This window comes from Sediminicoccus sp. KRV36 (assembly GCF_023243115.1).
Lineage (GTDB): Bacteria > Pseudomonadota > Alphaproteobacteria > Acetobacterales > Acetobacteraceae > Roseococcus.
Genome location: NZ_CP085081.1, coordinates 633,552 through 645,316 on the forward strand (window position 1 = coordinate 633,552; position 11,765 = coordinate 645,316).

General features: G+C 67.4%; 11 protein-coding genes. 7 read left to right on the plus strand and 4 right to left on the minus strand.

Going from position 1 to position 11,765, the window contains the following annotated elements; translation table 11 throughout:
- Window positions 1-40 precede the first annotated feature (40 nt).
- Window positions 41-1,441 carry a nitronate monooxygenase gene (locus LHU95_RS03020; RefSeq protein WP_248709902.1) on the plus strand — a complete coding sequence of 467 codons (1,401 nt, stop codon included), beginning with the start codon at window positions 41-43 and terminating at the stop codon, window positions 1,439-1,441.
- A 50-nt stretch (window positions 1,442-1,491) separates the two neighbouring features.
- Here LHU95_RS03020 and LHU95_RS03025 read toward each other — a convergent pair whose 3' ends face one another.
- The 4 genes from LHU95_RS03025 to LHU95_RS03040 all read right to left on the minus strand — a co-directional run bounded on the left by LHU95_RS03025 (window position 1,492) and on the right by LHU95_RS03040 (window position 5,087).
- On the minus strand, window positions 1,492-2,166 hold the full coding sequence (locus LHU95_RS03025) for a hypothetical protein (protein ID WP_248709903.1): 675 nt from the start codon (window positions 2,164-2,166) through the stop codon (window positions 1,492-1,494).
- A 1-nt stretch (window position 2,167) separates the two neighbouring features.
- Window positions 2,168-3,262, minus strand: coding sequence for a malate/lactate/ureidoglycolate dehydrogenase (locus tag LHU95_RS03030; protein WP_248709904.1), 1,095 nt, complete (start codon window positions 3,260-3,262; stop codon window positions 2,168-2,170).
- Window positions 3,263-3,504: 242 nt separating this feature from the next.
- The gene (locus LHU95_RS03035) at window positions 3,505-4,356 is read right to left on the minus strand and encodes a prephenate dehydratase (RefSeq protein WP_248709905.1); all 852 of its coding nucleotides are present in this window, start codon (window positions 4,354-4,356) and stop codon (window positions 3,505-3,507) included.
- Entirely contained in the window at window positions 4,353-5,087 is a 735-nt protein-coding gene (locus tag LHU95_RS03040; protein WP_248709906.1) for a 3-deoxy-manno-octulosonate cytidylyltransferase, read from the minus strand. Before LHU95_RS03040 ends, LHU95_RS03035 begins: the two co-directional genes overlap by 4 nt.
- Before the next feature lie 160 nt (window positions 5,088-5,247).
- Here LHU95_RS03040 and LHU95_RS03045 point away from each other — a divergent pair, with 160 nt between their 5' ends.
- The 6 genes from LHU95_RS03045 to LHU95_RS03070 all read left to right on the plus strand — a co-directional run bounded on the left by LHU95_RS03045 (window position 5,248) and on the right by LHU95_RS03070 (window position 11,716).
- On the plus strand, window positions 5,248-5,790 hold the full coding sequence (locus LHU95_RS03045; RefSeq protein ID WP_248709907.1) for a c-type cytochrome: 543 nt from the start codon (window positions 5,248-5,250) through the stop codon (window positions 5,788-5,790).
- Entirely contained in the window at window positions 5,790-6,563 is a 774-nt protein-coding gene (locus LHU95_RS03050; RefSeq protein ID WP_248711490.1) for an inositol monophosphatase family protein, read from the plus strand. Before LHU95_RS03045 ends, LHU95_RS03050 begins: the two co-directional genes overlap by 1 nt.
- Window positions 6,564-6,607: 44 nt before the next feature.
- Window positions 6,608-8,446, plus strand: coding sequence for an extracellular solute-binding protein (locus tag LHU95_RS03055; RefSeq protein ID WP_248709908.1), 1,839 nt, complete (start codon window positions 6,608-6,610; stop codon window positions 8,444-8,446).
- Between the two features lie 223 nt (window positions 8,447-8,669).
- Window positions 8,670-9,767 (plus strand): microcin C ABC transporter permease YejB, encoded by a 1,098-nt coding sequence (locus LHU95_RS03060; protein WP_248709909.1) that lies wholly within the window; start codon window positions 8,670-8,672, stop codon window positions 9,765-9,767.
- 55 nt (window positions 9,768-9,822) lie between these two features.
- A complete protein-coding gene (locus LHU95_RS03065; protein ID WP_248709910.1) occupies window positions 9,823-10,551 on the plus strand; it encodes a DUF3891 family protein in 729 nt (242 codons plus the stop codon).
- Between the two features lie 124 nt (window positions 10,552-10,675).
- Entirely contained in the window at window positions 10,676-11,716 is a 1,041-nt protein-coding gene (locus LHU95_RS03070) for an ABC transporter permease (RefSeq protein WP_248709911.1), read from the plus strand.
- Window positions 11,717-11,765: the final 49 nt, after the last annotated feature.

An 11,765-nucleotide genomic window follows, 5' to 3' on the forward strand; every position in this document is an offset into this window, starting at 1 on the left:
AATGTAATATCCTGAAATCTGGCACGGCAGGGACGGCACAGTGAAGGCGATCAACAGCATCCGCATGGGCGGCGTGGACGTGCTTCCGCTCGTTGAGGGCGGCAAGGGCGTTGCGGTGAGCAATGGGCTGACCGCGGGCGCCTGGGCGGCTGCTGGCGGCGTGGGCACCTTCTCGGCCGTGAACGCCGACAGCTATGACGCCGAGGGCCGCACCATTCGGCAAATCTATGCCGGCAAGACGCGGCGTGACCGGCATGAGGAACTCGTCGCCTATGGTATCGCGGGCGGCATCGCGCAGGCGCGCGAAGCCCGTGACGTGGGCGGCAAGGATGCCCGTATCCATGCCAATATCCTCTGGGAAATGGGCGGCGCCGAGCGGGTGATCCGCGGCGTGCTCGAAGGTGCCAAGGGCCTGGTGAACGGCGTGACCTGCGGTGCCGGCATGCCCTACCGCCTGGCCGAGATCGCCAAGGATTTCGGCGTCCATTACTATCCCATCGTCTCCTCCGCCCGGGCCTTCAGCGCGCTGTGGAAGCGCAGCTATGGCAAGGTGAGCGAGTGGCTGGGTGGCGTCGTCTATGAGGATCCCTGGCTGGCGGGTGGCCATAACGGCCTCTCCAACAGCGAGGACCCGAAAAAGCCCGAAGCCCCCTATGAGCGCGTGCGCAAGCTGCGCGAGCAGATGCGCGCCTTCGGCCTGGACGCCACCCCCATCATCATGGCCGGCGGCGTCTGGTGGCTGGAGGAATGGTCCGACTGGATCGACAACCCCGAGCTCGGGCCCATCGCCTTCCAATTCGGCACGCGCCCGCTGCTGACGCAGGAAAGCCCCATCAGCGATGCCTGGAAGCAGCGCCTGATCCACCTGCAATCGGGCGATGTCCTGCTGCAGCCCTTCTCGCCCACCGGCTTCTACTCCTCGGCCGTGCGCAATGACTTCCTGCGCGACCTGGAGGCCCGCAACGAGCGGCAGGTCGCCTATACGACCGAGCCCGTGGGCGAGCACACGGCCGAATTCGGCGTGGGCCCCCGCAAGCGCCTGGTCTGGCTGACGCCGGGTGACCGCGCCCGGGCCGAGGCCTGGACGGCGGCCGGCTATACCGAGGCGATGCGCACGCCCGATACGACGCTGATCTTCGTCACTCCCGCCAATGCGCAGGAGATCCTGGCCGATCAGGTGGCCTGCATGGGCTGCCTCAGCCATTGCCGCTTCAGCAACTGGACGCAGATCGAGCCCGACTACAGCACCGGCAAGAAGGCCGATCCGCGCAGCTTCTGCATCCAGAAGACGCTGCAGGACATCGCGCATGATGGCAGCCTGGAGCACAACCTGATGTTCGCCGGGCATAATGCCTATCGCTTCAGCTCCGATCCCTTCTACTCGAACGGCTTCGTGCCGAGCGTGAAGCAGCTGGTGGATCGGATCATGACCGGGCGCTGACGCGCCGCCCTCTGGTGACAGGGGGCCGGGGCGGAATAGCGCGGCCGCCCTCAGTCCGGCAGCCGGCCGAACAGCCCATGTTCCAGCGAGGTGCGATAGACCCTGGCGGGAAAATCCTCGGCCAGGGCCGCCGCCCGCAGCGCCGCCACATCGGCGTCCATCAGCGGCGTCAGGGCCGGCAGGAATTGCGGCGTCGGCTGGATGGGTGCCGGCCGGCCGAGCAAGGCCTCGATCACCTCATCCGTCACGGGTGCCACGGCGCCGCAGGTCATCTCGAAGCCATCCAGGCGCATCAGCCGGCCCGCAAAGGCGCAGCCCTGCATCTCGTCACGCGCCAGCACCTGGTCCTGGATATGCAGCGGTGTGCCCCGCAGCAGATCCTCGGCCATGATGCCGCCCTCGGGATGCGCCCCGCCCACGCGGAAGATGGTGAAAGCCGCCCGCGAGAGGGCCGCCAGCACGCGCGCCTCATCGCTGCCCTCCGGGTAGTCGCCGGCCTTGGCCTCGCGGTCCAGCGCGCGGGTATGGCCGCCCACCGGGCCGAGGATGCCGAGATCGAGCACCAGGAGGAATTGCGCCTCATTGGTGAATTTCACTTCCTTGCCGCGCCAGAGACCCAGCGCGCGCGCCTGGCTGGCGGCCGAGGCCTGCGGGATTCGGCGGCTGGCGGCGGTGACCACGCGCTCCCGCGCGGCGCGATAGACCTCGTATGCGGTGGCGCTCACCTCAGATGCCCTGCGGGCCGTTGATGCCGAGCGAGGCAGCGGTGTCGAGAATGCCCTGCCAGGCATCGCGGGAAAGCGGCAGCCCCGTGATGCGCCGCTTGGCGCGGCGCTGCTTCTCGGGGTCTCCCGGGGCGAGGATCGGCGCCTCGGGATCGGCCGCGCGGCAGGATTTCACCCAGGAGATGTAGCCCTGCGCGGCCTGGTGGAAGGCAGCCTCATCGCCGAAATGCTGCGGCGAGAGATAGATGGACAGCATGCCGTTCGCGATCCGCGCACGCTCGGTGATGGGGCCGGAGCAGCCACCGCCCGTCAGGGCGCCGGCCAGCAATTCGCACATCAGCGCGAGGCCCGAGCCCTTGTGGTCGCCAAAGGCGCGGATCGCGCCGGTGCCGCCCGCCGCATTGCGCGGCCCGACCGGTGCGTAGTCGCCATAGAGGGTGTGCGGATCGCCCGACATCTGGCCTTCGGCCGTGATCAGTGCGTTCTCCGGCAGTGCCTTGCCGCCGTTGGAAGCGACCAGCACCTTGCCCTCCGCGACGAAGGAGGTGGCGAAGTCCAGGATGACGGGCCCCTGCGGCAGGGGGACGCCCACGCAGAAGGGCGCCGTGGAAAAGCGCCGCTCGGTGCCGCCAAAGGGCGCGACCAGGACCGAACCCGCGACATTGACGAAATGGATGGAAATCAGCCCCTGGGCCGTGGCCATTTCCGCGTAGTCGCCCGTGCGGCCGATATGCCCGGCATTGCGCAGCCCGACGATGCAGGCGCCATTCTGCAAGGCGCGCTCGATGCCAAGCTCGGTCGCCTGCTGCGCCACCGTCTGGCCGAAGCCGAATTTGCCGTCCAGCAGGACGAAGCTGCCGCCATCCGTGATGGTGTCCACCGTCTGCCCGGCCAGCACATAGCCCGCCTTCTGCCACTCCACATAGCGCGGCACGCGCACCACGCCGTGGCTGTCATGCCCGGACAGGTTGGCACCGACGAGGTGGTTGGAAATCCGCGCTGCTTCATGGGGTGTGCAGCCGGAGGCGGTGAAGATGCGGGTGACGAAGCCTTCCAGCTCCGCTTCGGGGATATAGACGTAATCCGGTTCGGCCATGGGGGTTCCCTCTCTGAGGATGAAACTGCCCGTGGCGGGCCGGCACGTCCAGGGGTGCCGCCGGACCCGTCGCCCCGCGCGACGCATCGCGGCAGATGCGCTTCGCGCGGCGTGGCCGCGGCATGCGGTGAGCCGCCAGCGGTTGCGGCTTCGGCGGAAAAATGGCTGTGGCGGCCTATTCCGCGCGAACACAACGGCCCGGGCTGCCGTCAGGAAGCACGGCCCAGCTGGTGGTCGGGCGCCTACCGCCCCTCATGCGCCAGGCGGAAGGGGCTGGCCGGATAGGTGCCGAGCACGCGCAGCTCGCGGGAGAAATAGCGCAGCTCCTCCAGCGCCCGGAACAGGTTCGGGTCATCCGGATGGCCGTCCACGTCGCAGAGGAACTGCGTTGCGGTGAAGGCGCCGTCGAGCATGTAGCTCTCCAGCTTGGTCATGTTCACGCCGTTGGTGGCAAAGCCGCCCAGCGCCTTGTAGAGCGCGGCCGGCATGTTGCGCACACGAAAGACGAAGGTGGTGACGGGATGCGGCACGTCGGGCACTGGCGGCAGCTTCCGCTCCCGCGACATCACGTAGAAGCGCGTGGTGTTGTGCAACGCGTCCTCGACATTCCGGCGCAGGATGTCCAGGCCATAGACCTCGGCGGCGAGGGCGCTGGCGATGGCCGCATCCTCCATCGTGCCGTCGCGCGCGATGATCTCGGCGGCACCCGCGGTGTCGGCCTGGATGACCGGCGTCAGCTCCAGCTCCTTGATGACCTTCAGCACCTGGCCCAGCGCCATGGGGTGGCTATGGGCGCGGCGCAGCCCCTCGATGGTCGCGCCTGGCCGGGCCAGCAGGCAATGCTCCACCCGCTCGAAATGCTCGCCGATCACGGAGAGGCCGGATTCGGGCAGCAGGCGATGGATATCGGGCACGCGCCCGGCCAGGCTGTTTTCGCAGGGCAGCATGGCGAGCGCGGCCCGGCCATCGCGCACGGCGGCCATCGCGGCTTCGAAGCTGGGGCAGGGGAGGGTGGTCCAGCCGGGATACGCGTGGCGGCAGGCCAGATCGGAATAGGCGCCAGGAACCCCCTGGAAGGCGATGATATTGGTCATGATTTTCCCAGGATATGGCGGGCGCGTTCCAGATCCTCGGGCGTGTCCACGCCAAAGGGCCCATGCTCGATCCGCGCGGCGCCGATGCGCATGCCGGCTTCCAGCGCCCGCAGTTGTTCCAGCCGCTCGCGCCGTTCCAGCGGCGATTCCGGCAGCTTCACGAAGCGGTCCAGCGCCGCGCGGCGATAGGCATAGACGCCGATATGGTGCCAGCGCGGACCCTCCCCCCAGGGGATCGGGTTGCGGCTGAAATAGAGCGCGGGCGCCACTTCCACCCCCTCCGGAAAGGCGCAGGCCGCCTTGACGAAGGAGGATGTCTGCGCCTCGGCCTCATCGGCGATGGGGCAGACCAGCGTGCCGATATCGGTGGCCTTGTCAGCGAGCGGCTTGAGGACGGACCAGAGCAGCCCGGGCTCCAGCGTCGGGAAATCGCCCTGCAGGTTCACCACGACATCATGCGCGCCAAAGGGATCCAGCTGGGCCAGGGCGCGGTGGATGCGGTCCGTCCCGCTCGGCACATCATCGGCCACAAGGACCGCGCGGCCCCCGGCCGCTTCCACGGCGGCGACGATCTCGGGCTCGCCCGCCGCAACGGCCACGGGGCCGATCCCGGCCTCCTTCGCGCGTTCCAGCACATGGATGATCATGGCGCGGCCGCCGATGTCGGCCAGCGGCTTGCCGGGCAGGCGTGTCGCCGCCATGCGGGCGGGGATGATGATGATGGGGTTCACGCAAAAATCCGAAGTTGCGGTCAAGGCCGGGGGTCAAACCAGGACAGGGACGGTTGATGCGGCGCAGCACCGCCTGTATTGAGAAGCACGAATAAGTCAGGGCAAGGCATTGCGCAAACGGCGCGAAAGCCGCCCATCCGTTGAGAAGGGTAAGCCCGGCATGAGCCTGGAGGTCAACAAGGCGTTCGCGGCGGTTCTCACCGCGGGCATTGCGTTCATGAGCGCTGGCGTGATCGGCGGCCTGGTGGTGCACCCGCACCGGCTGGACCACGCGGCGATCAGCATCGGCGCCACGCCGCAGACCGCAGCCCCCGCCGCAGCCGCGCCCGCCGCCCCCGCGCTGGAGCCGATCGGCCCGCTGCTGGCCGCCGCCAATGCGGAGAATGGGCGCGCCCTGGCCGGCCGGCTCTGTGCCTCCTGCCACAGCTTCAATGAGGGCGGGCGGGCCGGTGTCGGCCCCAACCTCTGGGGCATCGTGAACAAGAATCACGCCCAGATGGCCGGCTTCAACTACAGCGCCGCAAATCGTGCCCTGGCCGACAAGCCCTGGGATTACGAGGCGCTGAACGCCTTCATCGCCGCCCCCAACCGCGCCATGGCCGGCACCCGCATGGCCTATGCCGGCCTGCCCAACACGGCGCAGCGCGCGGATGTGATTGCCTATCTGCGCAGCCTGGCTACCACCCCGGCGCCGCTGCCCTGATCCACGCTGAACTCGTTGCCGCGGCCGAGGCCGCGGCCGATCTGGCGAGCGGGATCATCCGCCCGCTGTTTCGCTCGGCCCTCCTCGTGGAGGCCAAGGGCGATGCCTCCCCCGTGACCGAAGCGGACCGTGCGGCCGAGCGCGCGCTGCGCGCCTACCTGACCGAGCGCTTCCCGAGCCACGGCATCATGGGCGAGGAATACGGCACGGAGCGCGGCGATGCCGAATACCTCTGGGTCCTCGATCCGATTGACGGCACCCGCGCCTTCCTGACCGGCCGCCCCCTCTTTGGCACGTTGATCGGGCTGCTGCGCCACGGCGAGCCCGTGCTTGGGCTGATTGACCAGCCGGTGACGCGGGAGCGCTGGATCGGCATCGTGGGGGAGCCCACCCGCTTCACCAGCCCGATGGGCGGTATCGCCGCCTGCCGGCCCTGCCCGACGCTGGCCACGGCCGAACTTTCCTGCACATCGCCCGAGATTTTCGATGCCCAGGGTGCCGCCCGATTCGAACGCGTGCGCCAGGCTGCCCGGCGCGTGACCTGGGGTGGCGATTGCTACGCCTATGGGCTGATCGCCCTTGGCTTGGTGGATGCCGTCGTCGAAGGCACGCTCAAGCCCTGGGACTGGGCCGCGCTGGTGCCCGTGATCGAGGGCGCCGGCGGGCGCATGACGGATTGGCAGGGCCATGCGCTGACGCTGGACAGCCGTGGCGAGGTGATTGCCGTGGGTGATCCGGCCCTGCTGCCCGAGATCGTTTCGCTTCTCGGCTGACTTGGCGGTTGCCCTGGGCGCCCGGCACCCCCAATCTCTGGCCCATGCAACGTCGTGATCTTTTCGCTGCCGGCTTCGGCCTGGTTTCCTTCTCCGCAGCCTTGCCCGGGGCCGCCCAAACCACGGCGCCGCTGCGAACCCACGCGCTCTCGCTGCTGGGCGAACCGGCCCTGCCGGCGGATTTCCCGCATTTTCCCTGGGTGAACCCGGATGCGCCCAAAGGGGGCGACATCGCGCTGACGGCACTCGGCAGCTATGACAGCTTCAACCAGTTCATCCTGCGCGGGACCGCGGCGGTGGGGCTCAATAACCTCTACGACAGCCTGCTGATGGAAAGTGCGGATGAGGCGAGCACCGAATATGCCCATCTGGCCGAGATCGTCGAAATCCCGGCCGACCGCATGGGCGTCAGCTTCGAGCTGCGCGACACCGCCCGCTGGCATGACGGCCGCGCCATCACGGCCGAGGATGTGGCCTGGACCTTCAACACGCTGCGCAGCCAGGGCCGCCCCTTTTACCGCGCCTATTGGGGCGATGTGAGCGAGGTGGTGGTGGAGAGCCCCCGCCGCGTCACCTTCCGCTTCCGCACGAATGAAAACCGCGAGCTGGCCCTCATCCTGGGCCAGATGAACATCCTGCCGAAGCATTTCTGGGACGGGCGGGATTTCGCCCGCCCCACGCTCGACGTGCCGCTGGGCTCCGGCCCCTACCGGATTGACCGCTTCGAATCCGGGCGCAGCGTGGCCTATCGGCGCGTCGCCGATTATTGGGCGGTGAACCTCAACACGCGGCGCGGCACGCAGAATTTCGATGTGATGCGCTATGAGTATTTCCGCGACGTGACCGTCGCCTTCGAGGCTTTCAAGGCCGGCCAGATTGATTTCAGGACGGAGAACATCGCCCGCAACTGGGCGACGGGCTACGACTTCCCGGCGGTGCGCCGCGGCCTTGTGAAGCGCGACGAAATCCGCCACCAGCTGCCCACCGGCATGCAGGCCTTCGTGATGAATTTGCGCCGGCCGCTCTTCCAGGATGCGCGTGTGCGTGAGGCGCTGTTGCAGGTGTTCGACTTCGAATGGCTGCACACGAATATCTTCAACGGCGCCTATGCGCGCACCACCAGCTTCTTCTCCAACAGCGAACTCGCTTCCTCCGGCCTGCCGGCGGGGCGTGAACTCGCCATCCTGGAGCCCTTCCGCGCGCAGCTCCCGGAATCCGTCTTCACCACGGAGCACCGCCTGCCCACCACCGATGGCAGCGGCAATAACCGCGAGGGGCTGCGCCGCGCGCTGGATCTCATGCGCCAGGCGGGCTGGACCATTCGGGACCGGCGCCTGGTGAATGCGCAGGGGCAGCGCTTCGAATTCGAAATCCTGCTGAATGGCGCCAGCTTCGAACGCATCGCCCTGCCTTATGTGCAATGGCTGCAGCGCCTGGGTGTCGAGGCCCGCGTCCGCACGGTGGACCCTGCACAATACCAGGTCCGCACCGATGCCTTCGACTACGACATGACGGTGGATGTGATGGGGCAATCCTTGTCGCCCGGGAATGAACAGCGCGACTACTTCACCTGCGCCAAGGCCCAGGAAAACGGCTCGCAGAACATCGCCGGCATCTGCCATCCGGTGATCGATGCGCTGGTCGAGCAGGTGATCATGGCGCCGGACCGGCAGGAGCTGATCGCGCGGACCAGGGCCTTGGACCGCGTGCTGCTGCACAGCAACTTCGTCATCCCGCAATGGCACAACCGCGCCTTCTGGATCGCCTTCTGGGACCGCTTCGGACGGCCGGAACGCAACCCGAAATACGCGCTGGGCCTCGACAGCTGGTGGATTGATCCGACGCGGGACCGTGCCCTGCAAGAGGCGAAGCGGAGCCTGTGATGGTGGGTGTGCGCTGCGGGAGGGCTCTGCCCTCCCGAACCCTCCCGCCGGGGACCGTTGGTCCCCGGACCCCTTTTGGGTTTTGTCGCATTTCGGTGGGGGGGCATGGCGCCCGCGCCATGCCCCCCCACCGAAATGCGACCAGATTTCAGGGTCCAGGGATGCAAATCCCTGGCGGGGGAGCGCGAGGGGGCAGCGCCCCCTCGCTGGCGTGCACCCACCCATGACCAGCTACCTGCTGCGCCGCCTGTTGCTCGTGATCCCGACGCTGTTCGGCATCATCCTCATCAACTTCGCCGTGATCCAATTCGCACCTGGCGGACCGGTCGAACAGATGATCGCCGAGATTCGCGGCCAGGGTGACACGATGGGCCGTCTGACCGGTGAGGGGAACAACGAAACCCGCCCGCAGCCGGCTTCCACGGCCGAGGGCGGCGGCTCGCAATATCGCGGCGCGCGCGGGCTGGACCCCGAGGTGGTGCGCGAGATCGAGCGCGCCTTTGGCTTCGACAAGCCGGCCCATGTGCGCTTCGGCGAGATGCTCTGGGGCTATATGCGCTTTGATCTGGGGCGTTCGCTGTTCCGCGACCGACCGGTCTGGGACCTGGTGGTGGAGAAGATTCCCGTCTCCATCTCTCTGGGTCTCTGGTCCACGCTGATCATCTATCTGATTTCCATTCCGCTCGGCATTCGCAAGGCGGTGCGGGACGGCTCGCGCTTCGATCTCACCACCAGCGCCGTGGTGCTGGTGGGCTATGCGATTCCGGGGTTCCTGTTCGCCATCCTGCTGGTGGTGCTGTTTGCCGGCGGCAGCTTCGTGCAGTGGTTTCCGCTGCGCGGGCTGCACAGCTCAGGCAGCGAGACCTGGCCCTTCTGGCAGCGCGCGACGGACTACGCCTGGCATGTCTTCCTGCCCACCATCACGCTGGTCATCGGCGGTTTCGCCGGGCTGACGATGCTGACGAAGAACTCCTTCCTGGAGGAGATCAACAAGCAATATGTCGTCACCGCCCGCGCCAAGGGTGCAGGCGAGCAGCGGGTGCTTTATGGCCATGTGTTCCGCAACGCGATGCTGATCATCATCGCGGGTTTCCCCTCGGCTTTCATCGGCATTCTTTTCACCGGCGCGCTGCTGGTGGAGATCATCTTCTCGCTCGACGGCCTCGGGCTGCTCGGCTTCGAGGCGGCGATCCGGCGAGACTATACGGTGATGTTCGGCACGCTCTACATCTTCACGCTGCTGGGCTTGGTCATGCAGATCGTCAGCGACTTTACCTATACGCTGGTGGATCCGCGCATTGATTTCGAATCACGAAGGTGAGCAAGACCGACGTGCTGATCTCCCTCGCTTCGCTCGCTCGGCAGGACGGAAACCGATGATCCTCTGGTCTCAACCCGATGGCAGCATCCTGGCCACGCCGCAGCCGGCCCATGCGGTGATCGCGGGGCAACTCATGCGCGCCCTGGCCGAACCGCCCGTGCCGCTGGAGCCTGTGGTCAATGCCGCCGCCCAGCATGATTGCGCCTGGATGGGCTGGGAAACCGCGCCCGAATTCGACGCCACGACCGGCCTGCCGCGCCATTTCAACGCCCTCTCCGGCGCCGAACATGTGCCCATGTGGGAGCAGGGCGTGCGCGATGCCCTGGCCAATTGGGGACTCTGGGCCGGGCTGCTGATCCTGCGCCATGGCAGCCACATCTATCGCCTCGGCATTCTCGGCAATCGCATGGCGCCGAGTGCCGAGAGCCTCGCGGCCATGCAGGGCTACATGGCGCGTGAGGTGGCCTGGAGTGCCGAGCTGATGGCGAAGCTCGGCGTGGATGAAGCACAGGTGACGGTCAATCAGCGCAAGATCGCCATGGTGGATTCCATCGCGCTCGGCCTGTGCTGGGGGCAGGAGCGGTTCGACTGCAACGGCACCACGCTGATCCGCACCGGCGCTCGCACGGCGACGCTGGATCCCTGGCCGCTGGCGGTGCCACGCATCACGTTGGAGAGCGAGACGCTGCACCTGCCCGGCCCCTTTCCGCATGCGGAGGCGATGCGCGCCGGCATCGCGGATGCGCCGCGTGAGCGATTGGTATTTGAGTTGAGCGCTGCATGACGCCTGGTTCGGTTTACCGCGAGGGGGCTTTGCCGCTTCGCCTTCTTCCGGCGGGGGCACGGCTCCCCGGGCGCCGGTTCATGCAAAGCTGCGCGGCGGATTGCCCCGGGGGCCGAGCCCCTCGATGACGCTATCCCCACTTGCCCGCCGTCGCATCGCCAATTTCCGTGGCAATCGCCGCGGCATGATCTCGCTCTATGTCTTCGGCGCGCTCTTCGTGTTGACCCTCTTTGCCGAAATCCTCGCCAATGATCGCCCGCTGGTGGCGAAGGTGGACGGCCACTGGTTCTTTCCCGTCCTCGTCGAATACGCCGAAAGCGACATCGTCCCCGAGGGGCTTCCCACCCAGGCCGATTGGCATGATCCGGAGTTCATGCGCGACGTGACGTCGCGCGGCTGGGTGGTCTGGCCGCCGATCCGCTACAGCCACGCGACCGTCGTGCGGGATCTCGGCACGCCCGCCCCCTCGCCGCCATCCACCCGCAACTGGCTCGGCACCGATGACCAGGCGCGGGATGTGATGGCGCGGGTGATCTATGGCTTCCGGATTTCGGTGCTGTTCGGCTTCACCCTCACCATCTTCGCCTCGGTCATCGGGATCGCGGCGGGCGCGGTGCAGGGCTATTATGGCGGCTGGACGGATCTGCTGTTCCAGCGCTTCATCGAAATCTGGTCCGGCATGCCGCAGCTGTTTCTGCTCATCATCCTGGGCTCGGTGATCGAGCCTTCCTTCTGGACCTTGCTGATCTTCCTGCTGCTGTTTTCCTGGATGGGGCTGGTGGGCGTGGTGCGCGCGGAGTTCCTGCGCGGCCGCAACCTGGATTACGTGCGCGCCGCCCGCGCGCTGGGGGTCGCGGATGCCCGGTTGATGTTCCAGCACATCCTGCCCAATGCGATGGTCGCCACACTCACCTTTCTGCCCTTCATTCTGTCAGGCTCCGTCACCGTGCTCTCCACGCTCGATTTCCTGGGCTTCGGCCTGCCGCCGGGGTCTGCCTCGCTCGGTGAATTGCTCAGCCAGGGGAAGAATAATCTCCAGGCGCCCTGGCTGGCCTTCACCGGCTTCGTGGTGCTGGGCGGCGTGCTCACCTTGCTGATCTTCATCGGTGAGGCGGTGCGGGATGCGTTTGATCCCAGAAAGCTTCCTGGCGGGAGCCTTTCCTGATGCGGTGTGTGCCCTCAGACGCCGGGCGGCCCGGGCCTCGGAACGCTGA

Coding starts and splice junctions, on each gene's coding strand:
- LHU95_RS03070 (WP_248709911.1), top strand. CDS start 10,676: ATGACGCTATCCCCACTTGCCCGCCGTCGCATCGCCAATTTCCGTGGC.
- LHU95_RS03035 (WP_248709905.1), bottom strand. CDS start 4,356: ATGACCAATATCATCGCCTTCCAGGGGGTTCCTGGCGCCTATTCCGAT.
- LHU95_RS03065 (WP_248709910.1), top strand. CDS start 9,823: ATGATCCTCTGGTCTCAACCCGATGGCAGCATCCTGGCCACGCCGCAG.
- LHU95_RS03045 (WP_248709907.1), top strand. CDS start 5,248: ATGAGCCTGGAGGTCAACAAGGCGTTCGCGGCGGTTCTCACCGCGGGC.
- LHU95_RS03055 (WP_248709908.1), top strand. CDS start 6,608: ATGCAACGTCGTGATCTTTTCGCTGCCGGCTTCGGCCTGGTTTCCTTC.
- LHU95_RS03030 (WP_248709904.1), bottom strand. CDS start 3,262: ATGGCCGAACCGGATTACGTCTATATCCCCGAAGCGGAGCTGGAAGGC.
- LHU95_RS03060 (WP_248709909.1), top strand. CDS start 8,670: ATGACCAGCTACCTGCTGCGCCGCCTGTTGCTCGTGATCCCGACGCTG.